The sequence below is a fragment of the Xanthomonas sp. NCPPB 3174 genome (assembly GCF_056725205.1).
This window is the reverse complement of the sequence record NZ_CM161517.1, coordinates 1,331,903-1,349,925: the sequence shown is the minus strand read 5'-3', so window position 1 is coordinate 1,349,925 and position 18,023 is coordinate 1,331,903. Positions and strand designations below refer to the sequence as shown.

At 69.6% G+C, this 18,023-nt stretch carries 11 protein-coding genes; 10 read left to right on the top strand and 1 reads right to left on the bottom strand.

Translation table 11 applies throughout. From position 1 onward, the window contains the following. The first annotated feature begins 341 nt into the window (after positions 1-341). The gene (locus AC1PK7_RS06030; RefSeq protein ID WP_481100181.1) at positions 342-2,726 is read left to right on the top strand and encodes a TonB-dependent receptor plug domain-containing protein; all 2,385 of its coding nucleotides are present in this window, start codon (positions 342-344) and stop codon (positions 2,724-2,726) included. 721 nt (positions 2,727-3,447) lie between these two features. Next, positions 3,448-3,879, top strand: coding sequence for a hypothetical protein (locus tag AC1PK7_RS06025; protein ID WP_010344340.1), 432 nt, complete (start codon positions 3,448-3,450; stop codon positions 3,877-3,879). Here AC1PK7_RS06025 and AC1PK7_RS06020 read toward each other — a convergent pair. Beyond that, positions 3,869-5,383, bottom strand: coding sequence for an MASE1 domain-containing protein (locus tag AC1PK7_RS06020; RefSeq protein WP_481100180.1), 1,515 nt, complete (start codon positions 5,381-5,383; stop codon positions 3,869-3,871). The two genes, AC1PK7_RS06025 and AC1PK7_RS06020, sit on opposite strands and share 11 nt — an antisense overlap. Before the next feature lie 424 nt (positions 5,384-5,807). On the opposite strand from AC1PK7_RS06020, the gene ybaL reads away from it, so the two are divergent. From ybaL to AC1PK7_RS05980, 8 genes are all read left to right on the top strand, one after another. Next, positions 5,808-7,487 (top strand): YbaL family putative K(+) efflux transporter, encoded by a 1,680-nt coding sequence (ybaL, locus tag AC1PK7_RS06015; RefSeq protein WP_481100179.1) that lies wholly within the window; start codon positions 5,808-5,810, stop codon positions 7,485-7,487. A gap of 203 nt (positions 7,488-7,690) precedes the next feature. Next, a complete protein-coding gene (locus AC1PK7_RS06010; RefSeq protein WP_481100178.1) occupies positions 7,691-8,422 on the top strand; it encodes an HpcH/HpaI aldolase family protein in 732 nt (243 codons plus the stop codon). Between the two features lie 79 nt (positions 8,423-8,501). Then, complete coding sequence (locus tag AC1PK7_RS06005; protein ID WP_481100845.1) at positions 8,502-10,580, top strand: TonB-dependent receptor family protein; 2,079 nt, start codon at positions 8,502-8,504, stop codon at positions 10,578-10,580. Between the two features lie 250 nt (positions 10,581-10,830). Beyond that, entirely contained in the window at positions 10,831-12,057 is a 1,227-nt protein-coding gene (locus tag AC1PK7_RS06000) for a siderophore biosynthesis protein PvsA (RefSeq protein ID WP_481100177.1), read from the top strand. Next, positions 12,054-13,850, top strand: a complete 1,797-nt coding sequence (locus tag AC1PK7_RS05995; RefSeq protein WP_481100176.1) for an IucA/IucC family protein — start codon at positions 12,054-12,056, stop codon at positions 13,848-13,850. Before AC1PK7_RS06000 ends, AC1PK7_RS05995 begins: the two co-directional genes overlap by 4 nt. Then, complete coding sequence (locus AC1PK7_RS05990) at positions 13,847-15,019, top strand: MFS transporter (protein ID WP_420009230.1); 1,173 nt, start codon at positions 13,847-13,849, stop codon at positions 15,017-15,019. Before AC1PK7_RS05995 ends, AC1PK7_RS05990 begins: the two co-directional genes overlap by 4 nt. Continuing rightward, positions 14,997-16,754 (top strand): IucA/IucC family protein, encoded by a 1,758-nt coding sequence (locus AC1PK7_RS05985; RefSeq protein WP_481100175.1) that lies wholly within the window; start codon positions 14,997-14,999, stop codon positions 16,752-16,754. Before AC1PK7_RS05990 ends, AC1PK7_RS05985 begins: the two co-directional genes overlap by 23 nt. Beyond that, a complete protein-coding gene (locus AC1PK7_RS05980; RefSeq protein WP_481100174.1) occupies positions 16,751-18,004 on the top strand; it encodes a type III PLP-dependent enzyme in 1,254 nt (417 codons plus the stop codon). The genes AC1PK7_RS05985 and AC1PK7_RS05980 overlap by 4 nt, the downstream gene beginning before the upstream one ends. Positions 18,005-18,023 lie beyond the last annotated feature (19 nt).

The following is an 18,023-nucleotide window of genomic DNA, read 5'->3' as shown; positions in this document are numbered from 1 at the left end:
CGCCGGCCAATCCACACGAAGACGCCCGCAGCACGCAGCACGCAGCACGCAGCACGCAGCGTCAAGCAAGACACGCACCCCATCCCGCGCAGGCACAGCGCATGCACCGCGCCGTCGCGCGCGACCCGCATTTTGTCTACAACCCCAGAAAATCCGCGGATGCGCGCTGCCGCAATGCCTGCAGCGGTGGTTGCAACTGCAACCTCCGCATCGCACTTAACGGAACATTGACACTCCTGACATCCGCCGGTAATCCCTAGGGAGCGTCGCCGCATCCGCCAGGGGACAGGGGAGCGCGCATGCAGCGACGCCTTCCCCCCACTACTGGAGCCGCCTCCCTCATGACGCGCACGCTCACTCCGCTCGCCCACGCCGTCGCCCTGTGCCTGGCGACGTCCGCCGTTTCCGTCCATGCGCAGAACGCCGGCAACGCGCAAACGCTGGACACCGTCATCGTCACCGGCACGCGCGTGGCCGACCGCACCGTGGCCGAATCGGCGTCGCCGATCGACATCATCTCGCCGGAAACCTTGCAGTCCACCGGCACCACCGAACTGGCCACCGCGCTGTCGCGCGCCGTGCCGTCGCTGAACTTCCCACGCCCGGCGATCACCGACGGTTCCGATGCGGTGCGCCCAGCGCAACTGCGCGGGCTTTCGCCGGACCAGGTGCTGGTGCTGGTCAACGGCAAGCGCTACCACACCACCGCCCTGGTCAACCTCAACGGTGCGCAGGGCCGCGGCTCCTCGCCGGCCGATCTCAACACCATTCCCATCGCGGCGGTCGAACGCATCGAAGTGCTGCGCGACGGCGCGTCCGCGCAATACGGCTCCGATGCCATCGCCGGCGTCATCAACATCGTGCTCAAGGGCAGCGGCACGGGCGGCAGCCTGGCCGGGCGCTACGGCAAGTACAGCGCCGGCGACGGCGAGCAGTACCAGCTCTCCGGCGACGCCGGCCTCACCTTCGCCGAGACCGGCAGCGTGCACTTCGCCGCGCAGGCCGGACACCAGGACCAGACCGACCGCGCCACGCCCTACCAGGGGCAGGTGCAGCAGCGCTACGGCGACCCGGACGTGGACCAGGGCGCGTTCTCCTACAACGGCCAGTACAGCCCGGCCGACTACATCACCTTCTATTCCTACGCGATGCTCAGCCGCCGCGAAGTGCTGTCCAACGGCTACTTCCGCTGGTCCGGCGACAACCGCAACCGCCCGGAGATCTACCCCAACGGCTTCCTGCCGCAGATCTACAACGTCAGCAAGGACGTGTCCTGGGTCGGCGGGGTCAAGTCCAGCACCGCCGGCGGCCTGGCCATCGACCTCAGCTACAACTACGGCCGCAACGACCTGAGCTTCGACGTGCGCCACAGCCTCAACAACAGCCTGGGCCTAGCCAGCCCCACCGAGTTCTACGCCGGCGCGCTGCAGGTCACCCAGAACGTGCTCAACGCCGACTTCAGCAAATCGCTGGAGGTCGGCCTGGCCTACCCGCTCACCCTGGCCTTCGGCGCCGAGTGGCGCGGCGAGAAGTTCAACGAATCGCCGGGCGAGCCGGCGTCCTACGTCAACGGCGGCATTCCCTCGGCCAACGGCACCCTGCTGCCGGGCGCGCAGGTGTTCGCCGGCTTCAAACCCAGCGACTCCGGCCACTACGACCGCAACAGCTACTCGGCCTATCTGGACCTGGAAGGCGACATCACCGACAAGTTCTCCGCCGGCCTGGCCGGGCGCTACGAGAACTACAGCGACTTCGGCGACACCGCCACCGGCAAGCTGTCGCTGCGCTACGCCTTCAGCCCGAAGGTCGCGCTGCGCGCCACCGTCTCCACCGGCTTCCGTGCGCCCTCGCTGCAGCAGCAGTATTTCCAGTCGGTCGCCACCAACTTCATCAACGTCGCCCAGTCCGACGGCAGCATCGCCGCCACGCCGTTCGAGATCGGCACCTTCCGCACCGACAACCCGGCGGCGATCGCGCTCGGCGCCGAACCGCTGAAGGCCGAAAAATCCAAGAACTACGGCCTGGGCCTGGTGCTGCAGCCGGTGGACGCGCTGTACATCACCCTCGACGCCTACCGCATCGACATCGACGACCGCATCGTGCTCTCGGAGAATCTCACCTCCACGGCGGTACGCAACTACCTGCAGGGCAATGGCTACGCCGGCATCGGCGGCGGCCGCTACTTCACCAACGCCATCGACACCAAGACCCAGGGCGTGGACGCGATCGGCACCTACAAGATCGCCCTGCCCGCCAGCAGCCTCGATCTCACCGCCGGCTACAACTACAACAAGACCGACATCGAGAAGATCGCCGGCAACCCGGCGGTCCTGGAAGCGATCGACCCGACCGCGGTGCGTATCGGCCGTGCCGAGATCGGCCGCATCACCCGCGGTTCGCCGCGCGACAAGTTCTTCCTGAGCAGCGTGTGGTCGCCCGGCGCCTGGGCCTTCACCGCCACCGCCACGCGCTGGGGCGAATTCACCGATTTCGGCACCACGCCCGCCGCCGATCAGACCTATGCGGCCAAGTGGACCCTGGACCTGTCGGCGGCCTACACGCTGGGCCGCTGGCGCGTCACCGTCGGCGGCGACAACGTGCTCAACGAGTACCCCGACCGTTCGCGCGCCGGTGCCGGCACCCGCACCTACCTGCCGTACAGCACGTCCTCGCCGTTCGGCTTCAATGGCGCGTTTGCCTACGCCAACGTCAACTACAGCTGGTGATGCGTGTGCGGTGGCGGTGTCACTGGCACCGCCGCCGCATTCTCTACCGGCAGTCTCGATACCGCACCTCGCCGCCGTCCGTATCGATGACGCGCAGCATCACGACGCTGCAGGAATCGGATGCGTGCCCGCGCAGCAGCGACGGGGTGTCGACAAAGCCTGCGCGTGCCGGCCTTGTCGATGTCGCAGGGCACCGCAGCGCACTGCGGCATTCACCCGCTCTACGCACATGGCCGCCGCGAGGCGCCATCCCAGCGCCATCGGCAGCGACGCAGACGCGTCAAGCACTCGTCGCACAATCCAAGCGCGTTGGGCTGCCGCATTAGCGCAATAGATTTACTCGCGCCGCAACTCGCGCCCGATAGACAGAGACATTCGACACCCACGTCGTCGCCCATCGGCGCAAACGGCGGGCAGCGAAATACGCTGCCGCTGTGTCGCGACGCTGTGCCTGCAATAAATGGCATGGAAACTGCAATGCAGTCCACGCCCGACATCCCGGCACTGCCGGAGGGTCGACGCGATGTTGCGTGACCTTGGGGCCATGCCTGAGAAAACCGATGCGGCGCATTTTGCGGAAATCATTCCGCATAGATAAACGTGAGACGCATCACAAGTATGAATCGATTGATTATTTGTCAACAGTGGCCTGTTGCGATTCGCGTAATGTGGAATCGCCTGAACGGCAGGCAAAAAATCCCTTATGGGGAAGGATCTGATTATGTGGAAAACTTCCAAATTCGCGACGCTTTCGGGCATCGCGCTTTGCTCTGCGCTGGCGTTCAATGCCTCGGCGCAGAGTTGCTGCCCGGGCGGCGGTGTCGGCACGCCGATCGCCATCCGCGGCCTGGGCGAAAGTGCCCCGGCGGCGACCAATCTGTCCACCAACGCGTCGGCACGCATCTACCAGTTCGAGCGTAATGGCGTGACCTACCTGCAGATCAACGACGCCACCGGCCAGGTGCGCGGCGCGATCGGCCGTGTCGGCGACACCGCCTGGGTGACGCCGATGGGTCAGGACGTGGATCGGGTAAGCACCGTCGACACCTTCGACAGCAGCCGCGGCACCGTGGTCTACGATGCGCGCTACTTCACCGTGCAGCTGGCCAGCAGCGCCAACGGCGACGTCTGGACCGTGACCATCAAGAAGTAACCGGCTTTTGCAGGGGCTCTGAGATCAGGAAACTGATCTTTCGCTCATGACGGCGCCGGCAGGTGCCGTCATGAGCCTTCAACCGGCTCGCCAGCTCCCAGTCCATCTCGTCGGCGCTGTGCTGCTTGCGGCCGCTGCCCGGCATGGTCGTATCGGCTTCCAGCGTCACCACCACGCCGCGCTTGCCGCGCGCCGACCAGACCCGCGCCGTGATCGTGTGCCGGCCCGCGTTGGGCAGGATTTCCATGGCATTGAGCACGCATCGGTACGCCGCCAGTTGCAGCCCCATCGACAGCCGCCGCGTATCGCCGTGCAGGCGCGCCTCGACCTCGGTCTCGCAGGCATTGGCGAAGGCGATGGAATTCAGCGCGCCGTACAGGCCGTGGGTTTCGATATCCAGCGGATACAGTGCGGCGACGTAATCGTCCAGCAATTGCGCCTGGATCACCCCGGTGCGGTTCATTTCCATCGCCGCGGCGTAGTGGCCGTGCTCCTTCAGCGTGGTGGCGATATCGCGGCGCAGCTTGTTGATATGCACGTGGATGTCGGTGTACTCGATCACCCGGTTGCGCAGGGTGCGTTCGGCCGACATGTAGCTGGCTTGGGCGACCTGCAGCGCCTCCCTTTCGGCAAAGCCGAAGCGTTGCACTTGATCGAAGGCAACGGACAACTTGGCGCCGAGGGAAGCGAGTGCGGTCACCGCAAAGGCGACCAACAATTGCACCTGCAATGAGTCCGCGTCGTAGGCACCGGCATAATTGGTCTTCGGCATGGACATGGCCACCGCGAAGTTGGCCATCACCACGCCGATCGCGGCGCCTCGCCAGGCATGCTTGAAGGTCAGCCAGACGGCCGGCGCAATCATGAGAACCAGGAGGAACTGGCGCAGGACGCCCTCCACCTGCATCGCGACGCCGAACAGGACGCCCATCAGCAGCGCGGCGACGCCTGCGCTGTGAAGAACCGTCCTTCGCGCAGCCGCATCGCCCTCTGCTCGCCTGACCCACAGCAGCGCGGGGAAGACGAACATGACGATACCCAGATAGAAACCGATCCAGAACTTCAGCGTGTTTTCCAGATTGATGTAGGCCGCGGGCCCACCCAGCAGCCAATTGACGCCCTTGTTGACGAGCACCGCCCACAACGCCGCGCACAGGCAGATCAGCGGCAGCCAGCTCTGCTCGACCCGGAAATCGGGAAGATTGCGCCGGACCATCCAGGGCAGCAGCGCGAACGCGGGCATCAGCAGGAACGAACTGCCGTACACCCACACCGGATTTGCGCCGTCGGCATCGATCATCGGCACGCGCATGCTCAACAGCGCCGCTGCATCTCCCAGGAACACGTAGGGCCAGAGCCGATACGGGAGAAACAGCAGTGCCGCCGTGCGCAGTCCGATCGGCAGGAACCACTGATCCAGAGAGCAGTGCCACACGGCCAGATAAGCCGCGCAGTACAAGGCGCTCAGGAGGATTCCTCTAGCGAAAGTCTTCAGTCTAGCCATGCCCCTGTCCCGGCAGGACACCAATGGGGGCAAACATACACCACGGAATGGGCCGAAACAGTAGACAGATAACGTCCACCATGCGCTGTAATGTCTTTCCTGACAGGGAGTTGCGTGCGGGCACGGTTCGCTGCGACCTCCATCCCAGTCGTGCTGTCGGGGAGCGACATTCCGAACCGTGTTGCGGCACCGCCGAGGCAGCCGATTGCGCGATGATCGTCGCCCGCCCGCCATGTCGCTCCCCGGCAGGCGCGACCGGAGCGACCGGGTTCCGCCACTTCCGCCAGATGCGGCTGAGTGGATCCGGGCAGCGCCACACCGAGCGCCTGCCGACCGCCGCGTCGCCGCCCGGCCCCGCCACACCGATTTGCCGACAAAAGCCCCGATCGGCGACACTCCAGGCTTCCTTGTTCTGCGATCCTGAATGCATCACGACACCAGTCTCATCGACATCATCGCGGTCGGGCTCGCGCTCGCCTTCGTCCTCGGCACGCTCGCCCACCGCCTCAAGCTCTCGCCGCTGGTCGGTTACCTGGTGGCGGGCATCTGCGTGGGGCCGTTCACGCCGGGCTTCGTCGCCGACCAGGCCCTGGCCACCCAGTTGTCGGAACTGGGGGTGATGCTGCTGATGTTCGGGGTGGGGCTGCACTTCTCGCTCGAAGACCTGATGGAAGTGAAGTGGATCGCGATCCCCGGCGCGCTGGCGCAGATCGCGGTCGCCACCCTGCTCGGCTGGGGGCTGGCCTGGAGCATGGGCTGGCCGACCCTGCACGGCCTGGTGTTCGGCCTTGCGCTGTCGGTGGCCAGCACCGTGGTGCTGCTGCGGGCGATGGAGGAACGGCGCCTGCTGGAAACCCAGCGCGGGCGCATCGCGGTCGGCTGGCTGATCGTGGAGGACCTGGTGATGGTGCTGGCGCTGGTGCTGCTGCCGGCGCTGGCCGACGCGCTCGGCGGCAAGGGCGCCGACACCGGGGCGATCCTCGGCGCGCTCGGCGTCACCCTGCTGAAGATGGCCGCGTTCGTGGCGGTGATGCTGGTGGTCGGCCGCCGCGCCATCCCCTGGGCGCTGGAGAAGGTCGCCGCGACCGGCTCGCGCGAACTGTTCACCCTGTCGGTGCTGGCGATCGCGCTGGGCGTGGCGTTCGGCTCGGCCACTCTGTTCGGCGTGTCGTTCGCGCTGGGCGCGTTCTTCGCCGGCATGCTGCTGAAGGAATCGGAGCTCAGCCACAAGGCCGCCAACGACTCGCTGCCGCTGCGCGATGCCTTCGCGGTGCTGTTCTTCGTCTCGGTGGGCATGCTGTTCGACCCGCACATCCTGGTCGAGCATCCGTGGCAGGTGCTGGCCACCTTCCTGACCATCACCGTCGGCAAGTCGCTGGCCGCGTTCGTGATCGTGCGGGCGTTCGGCCACCCCACCGGCATCGCCCTGACGATCTCCACCAGCCTGGCGCAGATCGGCGAGTTCTCCTTCATCCTCGCCGGCCTCGGCGTGAGCCTGGCGATCCTGCCCGAGACCGGCCGCGACCTGATCCTGGCCGGCGCGCTGCTGTCGATCATCGCCAACCCGTTGCTGTTCAGCTGGCTGGACCGCTGGCAGGCGCGTCAGGCGGTGGAGGCGCCGGTGACGGTGGAACCGGAGCTGCCGCCGGGTCCGTCGCTGGATCTGATCGACCACGCCATCGTGATCGGCTACGGCCGGGTCGGCAGCGCGCTGGCGGCGGTGCTGCGCGAGCGCGGCGTGCCGGTGCTGGTGATCGACGACAACCGCGACCATGTCGAACGCGCCCACGCCGACGGCATCCCCGGCATCCGCGGCAGTGCCGCCGCCGACCGCGTGCTGGCCGAGGCGCATCCGGAGAAGGCCAAGATCGCGATCCTGGCGATCCCGCAGCCACTGGAAGCCGGCGAGGCCCTGGCCAAGCTGCGCGCGTTGAACCCGGCACTGACCCTGCTGGCACGCGCGCACAGCGATGCCGAGGTCAAGCACCTGCTCGACCACGGTGCCGACGGCACGGTGATGGCCGAGCGCGAGCTGGCCTATTCGCTGGCGGAAATGGTGATGGCGACGCCGCCGTACCGGGGGATGCGTGCCGTCGCGCGCTGAGGCCCTGACAGCAGGGATTGGGGATTTGGGATTGGGGATTCGCAAAAGCGGCTCCTCTTCGGAGAGTCAGTCGCAGCGAAAAGCGCGGTAGCGCACAGAAAGCGTCTACGGCGGCCGGGAGCGCCCGCAGCGAATCTTCTTGATAAGCATTCTCGTTTGCGGCAGGATTGCGCTCCCTTCCCCAGTTCCGCTCGCCCTCCCCCATGGCCTGCAAGATCGGGTTGCTCAACTCCGTGCCCAGTGCCCTGCTGTGCGAGATGTTCGGGCATGTCGGCTACGACTTCGCGGTGCTGGACCTGGAACACGTGCTGCGCTCGCCGGCCGAGCTGGAGCATGCCATCCGCGCCTGCGAGCTGGGCGGCTGCGAAGCCTGGGTGCGGGTGCCCGAGGTCGATACCAAGCTGATCGGCCGGGTGCTCGACGCCGGTGCCCGCGGCGTGGTGCTGGCCGGGCTGGACAGCGCCGAGCAGGCCGAACGCGCGGTTGCCGCCGCGCACTTCCCGCCGCACGGTCGCCGCGGCATCACCGGTGGCCGCGTCACCGGCTTCGGCAGCGTGGCCCTGGCCGACTACATCGCCCGCAGCCGTGAGCGCCTGCGCGTGATCCCGATGATCGAAAGCGCCGCCGGCGTGCGCGCGCTGCCGCAGATCCTGCAGGTGCCCGGCGTGTCGCTGGTGATGGAAGGCGCGTTGGACCTGGCGCTGGACCTGGGCCTCGGCCCGCAGCCCACCCACCCGCAGGTCTGGGAGCAGTTGCTGGCGATCGACGCGGCTTGCCGCGCCGCCGGCATTCCGTTCTGCCCCAATCCGCGCGACGCCGCGCAGCGCGCGCACTGGCTGGCACAGCCGGATCTGCAGTGGCTGTTCGCCGGCGAGGACCGCGCGCTGCTGCAGGCCGCGTTGCGCCAGCGCGCGGCCGACCTGCGCAGCCCCTGACCGTTTCGTTCCTGTTGGAGTCGTCGTCTTGATCGCTTCGCTTTCCCCTTCGCTGCTGGCCGTCGCCCTCGCCGCCGCCATGCTCGCTCCCACCAGCGTGCGCGCCGAGGACGTCCCGCCCGACGCCGACGCGCAGGCGCGGATCCGCCAGCTCGACGCGGTGCAGGTGCAGGGCAGCCTGCTCGGTCGCTCCACCGTCGAGGACGTGCAGCACTACGCCGGCAGCCGCCAGGTGATCGACAGCACGCAGCTGCGCACCGGCGCCAACCGCTCGCTGGACGACGCGCTGCAGAAGGTGCCTGGCATCAAGGTGTTCGACGAGACCGGCACCGGTGCGCTGCCGCAGATCATGCTGCGCGGCCTGTACGAGAGCCGCAGCGGCCGCGTGCAGGTGCTGGAGGACGGCATTCCGCTGGCGCTGGCGCCGTACGGGCAGACCAGCCTGTCGCTGTTCCCGGTCGGCCTCAACCAGGTCGACCGCATCGACATCGTGCGCGGCGGCGCGGCGGTGCAGTACGGCCCCAACAACGTCGGCGGCGTGATCAACCTGATCAGCCCGGACATCCCCACCACCTGGACCACCACGCTGGGGCAGAAGGTCACCGCCGGCGGCGCCGGGCATTACCTGGGCGACACCGCGATCAGCACCGGCGGCTACGCCAGCGACACGTTCGGCCTGCAACTGGATGCGAACTGGACCAAGGGCGACTATTGGCGCGAGCACAGCGCCACCGACATCAAGAACCTGCGTCTGCGCGCGGAATGGTGGCTGGCGCCGGACAAGCTGCTCAAGGCCAGCGTGCAGCGCTACGTCGCCGACATGGACATGGCCGGCGCCTTGTCCGTGGCCGACTATCTGCGCGATCCGCGCCAGTCGACGCGGCCGCTGGACGAATTCACCGGCCGCACCACCCGCGCCTCGCTGGTCTATCAGCAGGACTTCGGCGACGTGGGGCCGTTCCAGGACCTGCGCCTGGACTGGAGCAATTTCAGCGCGCGCAGCAGCCGCAACTTCATCGTCGGCATGCGCTCGGCGGCCAGCGAGACCTGGCGCCCGGACCTGCCGCCGCAACTGCGGCAGAGCGCGCCACGCGATTTCCGGGTCTATGGCAGCGAGCCGCGGCTGAGCTGGACGATGGGCGACGGCGCGGTGCGACAGCAGTGGACGTTGGGTGCCCGTGCGATCAACGAGGACATCGACTTCCTGGTCGGCAACACCCGCCTCAGCGATGGGCTGTACACCCTGGTGCGCGACTGGCGCTTCAAGGACCGCGGCGCCGCCGCTTACGTCAGCGACGCGATCGCCTTCGCCGACGGCCGCGTCACCGTCACCCCCGGCCTGCGCTACGAACAGGTCGATTCGCGCTACTACAACCTGGCCAGCGGCGTGCGCACGCGCAACAAGACCGACGACGTGCTGCCCGGCCTGACCCTGGGCTTCCAGGCCACTCCGCAGTGGTACCTGTACGCCGACGGACAGCGCTCGCTGCGCGCGCCGCAGGTCACCCAGATCATCTTCGGCGACAACCTCGACGCCGAACTGGCCTGGAACTACGAGGCCGGCGCGCGCTACCAGCCCAACGAACGCACCCGCGTGCAGTTCGGCGGCTACCTGATCGACTTCGACCAGCAGATCCAGCTCGACAACACCACGCGCACCTACCGCAATCTCGGCAAGACCCGCCACCAGGGCGGCGAAGTGGAAGTGCAGTGGAGCCCGGCGCAACTGCGCGCGCTGACCCTCAACGCCGGCTATGCCTACCTGGACGCACGGCAGGAATCGGGCGTGTACGACGGCAATCGCGTGCCCTACACCTCGCGCAACCAACTCACCCTCGGCGCGTCGTACCGGCCCGAATCCGGTCATACCACCGTCGCCGTTTCCAGCTATTACTTCAGCCGTGCCTTCAGCGATGCGGCCAACACCGCGCAGGAGAACGCGATCGCCTCGGTCGGTGAACTGCCCTCCTATTGGGTGTGGAACGCGCAGCTGAGCCAGGTGCTCAGCGAAGGCGCCAGCGGCAAGCTCAGCGCGTCGCTGGCGGTCAACAACCTGTTCGATCGCAAGTACTGGTACCGCGGCATCGACACCAGCCCCTGGGGCCGGCAGCCGGCGCCGGGCCGCAGCGTCACCGTCGGCCTCGAGTACACGTTCTGATCCATCCCGGCGGCGGACGACGCCGCCGGACGCCGCACCACCGCGCGCCACCACGGCGCGCCGCCGCCCGCGGGAGACGCGGGCCAGTGCAACGGACGCAGCCGCGTCCTTCCCGTACCCAGCGCACGCCCGATGCGATGCGCCAGGCAACCACGCGACCCTGCCGCAGCCGCGGCGCATGCCTCCCGTGTCCGCCTCCATGCGGCCGCGCCGGCGGCGTGCGTGCGCCTGCGCCCGACGAGACCCGCACATGACCTCGCACGACGCTCCCCTGCTGATCCTCAGCCACGTCTGCCACCCGGCGGTGACCGATGGCTTCCTCCCCGCCGCGCAGCGCCTGGGCGTGCCGGTGCTGCTGCTGACCGACCACCGCCACGCCCACCTCGAGCACTTCCGCCGCCATCCGCCGGCCGCACCGGTGCAGGTGCTGGAGTGCGACGTGTTCAATCCGCTGGGCGTGCTCGACCTGCTCGGCAGCCTGCCGCAGCCGCCGCGCGCGGTGTTCAGCAACAGCGACCACCTGCAGACCAGCGCCGCCGTGGTCGCCGCCGCGCTCGGCGTGCCCGGCAAGGACTGGCAGGTCTGCTACGCGGCCAAGAACAAGGCGGCGATGCGCCAACGGCTGCGCGCGCTCGGCCTGCCGGCGCCGTGGTTCTGCAGCCTGGCGCCGGGCGCGCAACCGCCGGCGCAGGCGCCATGGCCGCTGATCGCCAAGCCGCGCGAAGGCGTGGCGAGCATGGACGTGCGCCACTGCGCCGATGCCACGGCGCTACAGACCTACCTCGATGATTTCTGGCAGCGCCACCCGCAGCGCAGCGTGCTGCTGGAAAGCGTGCTTGAGGGTCCGCTGTTCACCCTGGAAACGCTCGGCGACGGGCACCACCTGCAACCGATCGGCGGCTTCGACGTGCAGCTCTCGGCGCCGCCGCATTTCGTCGAATGCGAGGCGCGCTGGCGCGGCACCACCGACACCGCGGTCGTGCAGCAGGCGCTGGCGCAACTGCAGGCGTTCGGCATCGGCTTCGGCGTGTGCCACAGCGAGTTCATCCTCACCGCCGACGGCCCGGTGCTGGTGGAGATCAACTACCGCAGCATCGGCGACGGCCGCGAATTCCTGCTCGACCGCCTGTTCGGCGGGCACTGGTTCGACAGCGTCCTCGGCCTGCACCTGGGTCGGCCACTGCCCACGCTGCAGGCGCGCCGCGCGCACGCCCTGGTGCGCTACTACGTGGCCGAGCACGACGGCACGCTGGCGGTGGCCAGTGCCGACCACGCCAGCAGCGACGCGCACTGGGACGCGCGCTACCGGCGCCTGCGGCAACCCGGCGACGCGATCCGCCTGAGCCATTCCAACAAGGATTACCTGGGCGTGCTGGACGTGCTCGCCGACACCGAGGCGGACCTGCAGCAGGCGCTGGACAGCACCGAGGCGTCGCTGCACTGGCGCATCGACAGCAGCATCGGAGCGGCCGCATGAGCCAGGACGCCGACCGCCGCTACATCGACCTGCGCGTCATCGACGCCTGCCTGCGAGAAGACCTGCGCGGCATCGTCAGCCGCGGCGCCGCCGCCACGCCGCCGCCGGCGGTGCTCGCCGCATGGGCGCAGGCGCCGCTGCCCGCGGACGCGACCTGGTGGCGCATCGCGCACCTGCCCGACGGCGAACTGTGGCTGCCGCTGCGCCGCGCCGGTTACCTGCAGACCGTGAGCGCCTGCAGCGACGGCTGGGTCGTGCACACCGGGCCGCAAACTGCCTACGAATCAGGCGCCGCGCAGTGGCTGGCACGACTGGGCGCCGGGCTCGACGCTGAAACGCAGGCGTTGCATCGCGCCTATGTCGAAGAAGCCGAGTGCGCGGTGCGCCAGCGTGCGCTGGCGCGGCAGGCCTATGCGCAGCAACGGCCGCTGCTGGCCACCGCGCTGGACGCGGCCGACGCGCACGAACGCGCCTACCGCTGCGAACAACTGGCCAGCCACCGCGACCATCCGTTCTATCCCAGCGCACGCGCCAAACTCGGCCTGGACGACGCCGACCTGCCGCGCTACGCACCGGAATTCGGCCCCAGCTTCGCGCTGCGCTGGCTGGCGCTGCCGGCCGCGCAGGTCACCCAGACCACCCCGCCGCCGGCGTTCTGGCCGCGCCCGAGCATGCTCGGCCTGGATCCGGCACTGGACGCCGACCATGTCGCCTGGCCGCTGCATCCGCTGATCTTCGAACGCCTGGGCGAGGACGGCTTCGCCCTGCCGGACGGCGCGATCGCCGCGCCGCAGCCGTGGCTGCAGGTGCGGCCCTCGCTGTCGCTGCGCACGGTGATTCCGCTGGCGTTTCCCGATCATCATCTGAAGCTGCCGGTGCCGATGCGCACGCTCGGCGCACTCAACCTGCGCCTGATCAAGCCGTCCACGCTGTACGACGGGCACTGGTTCGAGCGCGTGCTGCGCGACCTCGCCGCGCACGATCCGGCGCTGGGCGCGCGCTACCTGCACGTGGACGAGGCGCATGCCGGCCACGTCGGCGAGACACGACACCTGTCCTATCTGCTGCGCCGCTATCCGGCGCTGCCGGAAGCGACCCTGGTCCCCGTGGCCGGCCTGTGCGCGCTGCTGCCCGATGGCCGCCCATTGGCTATGCACTTGGCCGAGCGCTTCCATGGCGGCGACCTCACCGCCTGGTGGGACAGCTACCTGGCGCTGATGTGCGGGGTGCACCTGCGGCTGTGGCTGCGCTACGGCATCGCCCTGGAGGCGAACCAGCAGAACAGCGTGCTGATCTATGCCGCCGGCCGTGCGCCGCGACTGCTGATGAAGGACAACGATGCGGCGCGGGTACTGCTGTCGCGGCTGCACGCGCAACGGCCGGCGCTGGCCGCGCTGGGCGCCCCGCGCGATGCGCGCATCGCGGTGCAGGACGACGCCGCGCTGGCGCGCATGTTCTGCACCATCATCCTGCAGCTGGACCTGCAGGCGGTGCTCGAAGGGCTGGCGGAATGGCAGCCAGGGCTGCGCACGGCCCTGTACGCGCTGCTGCGCGCGCGCCTGCACGGCACCCTGCGCACCTTGCGCGAAGAGGGCATCGATACCGCGCCGGCGCAGGCGCTGCTGGATGCACCGAAGCTGCCGGTGAAGTACCTGCTCAGCGCCGGCAGCCTGCTCGGCAAGCAGGTCACCGGCGCGGCGGACATCAACAAGTTCTACGGCGACAGCGCGCCCAACCTGCTGCGCGAAGATACGCGGGCGGCGCGGGCGGCTGCAGCCGGGACGGCACGATGAAGCGCATCCTCGGCCCGGTGCTGGCCGCGCACTACCTGGCCGCCTTCACTGCGCTGGGCATGCCGCTGTTTCTGCCGCAGGTGCTGCAGCAGCTGGCGCCGGGCGCGGCGATCGGCTGGAGCGGCGTGCTGTACGTGCTGCCGACGCTGTGCACCGCGCTCACCGCCAGCGCCTGGGGCCGGCTGGCCGACCGCTACGGGCGCAAGCGCTCGCTGCTGCGCGCGCAACTCGGCCTGGCGCTTGGGTTCCTCATGGCCGGCTTCGCGCCGAACCTGGGCTGGCTGGTCGCCGGCCTGGTTGTGCAGGGCGCCTGCGGCGGCTCGCTGGCCGCGACCAACGCCTATCTCAGCAGCCAGGCGCAGAGTGGCTCGCTGGCGCGGGCGCTGGACTGGACCCAGTTCTCGGCACGGCTGGCGATGGTCACCGCGCCGGCGCTGCTCGGCTTGGCCATCGCGCTGGGGCCGGCGCAGTCGCTGTACCGCTACCTGGCGCTGCTGCCGCTGCTCGCCTTCGCACTGAGTTGGCGCTTGCCGGCCGATCCGCCGCGCGCGCCGGCGACCGCCACGTCCACGCCCTCCCTGCCGCACACCGATGCCACGCAGCGCCGCCAGCGCTGGGCGCTGTGGGCCACGCAGTTCCTGTTCTGTTTCGCGATGGTGGTGACCTTTCCCTACTTCCTGCCATACGCGCAGGCGCACGGCATCGGCAGCAGCGCGGTCGCCGGCCTGCTGTACAGCCTGCCGCACCTGGTCTACCTGGTGCTGATGCCGTGCTGGCGCGGCCGCGACCACCGCGTGTCGCCGCTGCCGCCGGGGCTGGCGCTGTTCGCCCTGGCCTGCCTGCTGCAGATGGCGCCACCGGCGCCGGGCTGGCTGATCGCCGCGCGGCTGCTGTTCGGCCTGGGCATGTGGATGGCCCTGCGCGGCCTCAACCGCAGCCTGGCCGAGATCGCCGGCGGGCGCGGCGCCGGCCAGTTGTTCGGCCGTTTCGATGCGGCCGGCAAATACGCCGGCGTCGCCGGCGGCGCCCTCGCCGGCGCCCTGGTGCAAGGCCATGGCCTTGCCGTTCCGTTTCTCGCCGCCGCCGCGGCCGCCCTGCTGGCGCTGCTGCCGGCCCTGATGCTCACGTCCGTTCGGAGAACCGTCCATGTCCCCGTTGCCGATGCATGACCCGTGGTACGACAGCCTGGCGCAAGCGCAGGCGATCACCTGCTGGCTCAACTGCTACCTGCGCGAAGTCGCACTCGCCCGCGACCTGGCCGACTTCGACTACCGTGGCCTGGACCGCCCCGGCGTGGCCGCCGCCGGCGAACGCTGGCTACGCCTGCAACTGCCCTCCGGCGCCACGCTGTGCGTGCGCCTGGCGCATGCCGACGGCCTGGGCCGCTGCCGCTTCGCCTCGGCGCCCTACCTGAAGGCCGATGGCCGTCCGTGGCACTGCCTGGACGCTGAGGCGCTGGTGCGGCTGCTGCTGCAGGAACTCAGCGAAGGCGAGCACGCGCCCAACCTGGAACTGCTGGCGCAGAGCGCCAACAGCGTCGCCATCACCGCGCAGTTGCTGCGCCAGGCCGACGCCGCGCAGCCCACCGGCGAGGCGCTGATCGATGCCGAGCAATCGATGCTGTGGGGCCACGCCTTCCATCCCACGCCCAAGAGCCGCGAGGGCGTGCCGCTGGCCCAGGTGCTGGCCTGCGCACCGGAAGCGCGCAGCGCCTTTCCGCTGTTCTGGTTCCGCATCGACCCGCGCCTGTACCGCGCGCAAGGCCATGACGTGCGCGCCACCCTGGCGCAGGCCGGCGGTGGCGCCGACCTGTATCCCTGCCATCCATGGGAGGCCGAACGCGTGCTGGCGCATCCGTTGCTGCGCCAGGCGCAGGCGCGCGGCTGGATCGAACCGCTGGGCGAACGCGGCCTGGCGCTGCGCCCGACCTCGTCGGTGCGCACGCTGTATCACGCCGACCTCGATCATTTCCTCAAGCTGTCGGTGCACGTGCGCCTGACCAACTGCGTGCGCAAGAACGCCTGGTACGAACTGGAAAGCGCAGTGGCGCTGACCCGCCTGCTGGCCCCGGACTGGCAGGCGCTGGCGCAGCGCGTGCCCGGCTTCCACGTGCTGCTGGAGCCGGCCGCCACCGACCTGGACTTCTCCGCGCTGGAGGCCGATGCGCAGGCCTGCCGCGAACTCGGCGAGAGCTTCGGCGTGCTGTACCGGCAGGCGATCCCCGCGGCGCAGCGGGCGCGCTATCGCCCGCAGGTGGCCGGTGCGCTGTTCACCAACGACGCGCGCGGCCAGCCGGCCTGCACCGCCGCGCTGCAGGCGCTGGCGCAACGCAGCGGCAGCAGCATGGAGGCGGCCACCGCGGCCTGGTTCCGCGCTTACGCACAGTTGCTGCTGGACGGCGTGTGGAGCGCCTGGTTCGGCTACGGCATCGTGCTGGAGCCGCACCTGCAGAACACCGTGATCGGCAGCGAAGACGGCCTGCCGACACAGGTGTGGATCCGCGACCTGGAAGGCACCAAGCTGCTGCCGTCGCGCTGGCCGGCCGCGCGCCTGCCCGGCATGTCCGAAACCGCGCGGCAGTCGCTGTACTACAGCGCCGAACGCGGCTGGAACCGCATCGCCTACTGCGCACTGGTCAACAACCTGGCCGAAGCGATCTTCCACCTCGCCGACGGCCACGACCGCCGCGAACGCCAGCTGTGGCAGATCGTCGGCGACATCGCGCGCAGCTGGCAGCAACGCCACGGCACGCAACCGGCACTGCAGGCCCTGCTCGACGGGGCGCCGCTGCCGGCCAAGAACAACCTGCGCCTGCGCCTGCTGCAGCGTGCCGACCGCCATGCCGACTACAGCTTCCTGCCCAACCCGATCGGCAGCGCCGCGCTGCGGCAGGCGGCCGCATGAGCCTGCGCATCGATCCCGCCCCCCTGCACGCGGCGCTGGCGCAGCTGCGCGCGCAGGCCGACGGCCCGGTCTGCGCCTACGTCTACGACCTGGCGGCGCTGCAGGCGCATGCGGCGATGCTGCGCGCACACCTGCCTACCGAGTGCGAGCTGTTCTATGCGGCCAAGGCCAATGCCGAACCGCCGGTGCTGCGCACGCTGGCGCCGTGGGTGGACGGTTTCGAAGCGGCCTCCGGCGGCGAACTGCAGTGGCTGCACGCGCATCAGCCGGGCCGCCGGCTGCTGTTCGGCGGCCCTGGCAAGCTCGACAGCGAACTGCAGTTGGCCGCCAGCCTGCCCGACTGCAGCATGCACGTGGAAAGCCTGGGCGAGCTGCAGCGGCTGGCGCGCATCGCCGCATCGAGGGAGCGGCCGCTGTCGGTGTTCCTGCGCCTGAACATCGTGGTGCCGGGCATGCAGGACACGCGCCTGGTGATGGGCGGGCGGCCCTCGCCGTTCGGCCTGGACGTGGACGACCTGGACGCGGCCATGCAGGTGCTGCGGGGCGCGCGCGGACTTCGCCTGGACGGCTTCCACTTCCACCTGCTGTCGCACCAGCGCGATGCGCAGTTGCAGTTGCGCCTGATCGCGCACTACCTGCAGACCGTGCAGGGCTGGCGCCAGGCCTACGCGCTGGGGCCGCTGACGCTGAACGCCGGCGGCGGCTTCGGCGTGGACTATGCCGATCCGGCAGCCTCGTTCGATTGGGCGGCGTTCTGCGCGGGATTGCCGACGCTGCTGCACACGCATGGCGAGGGCCTGCGCCTGCGCCTGGAACCGGGCCGCTACGTCAGCGCCGCCTGCGGCTGGTACCTGATGGAGGTGCTGGACATCAAGCGCAGCCATGGCGCGCAGTTCGCCATCGGCCGCGGCGGCACCCATCATTTCCGCACGCCTGCCGCGCAAGGCCACGACCATCCGTTCCTGGTGCTGCGCGGCACCCAGCCGCCGGTGCTGCGCGATGCGCGGGTGACCCTGGTCGGGCAGCTGTGCACGCCCAAGGACGTGCTGGCCCGCGACCAGCCGGTCGCCGCCCTGGCGCCGGGCGACTGCCTGGCGTTCCCGCTGGCCGGCGCCTACGCCTGGAACATCTCGCACCAGCAGTTCCTGATGCATCCGCCGCCGCAGATGCTGTTCCTTGAAGGCCCGGCGCAGGCCACCAATGCCATGCCGCAGCGCCGCATTGCCGACCCGGCCACCGCCGCGTCATGATCCGCTCGCCCGTGCCGGC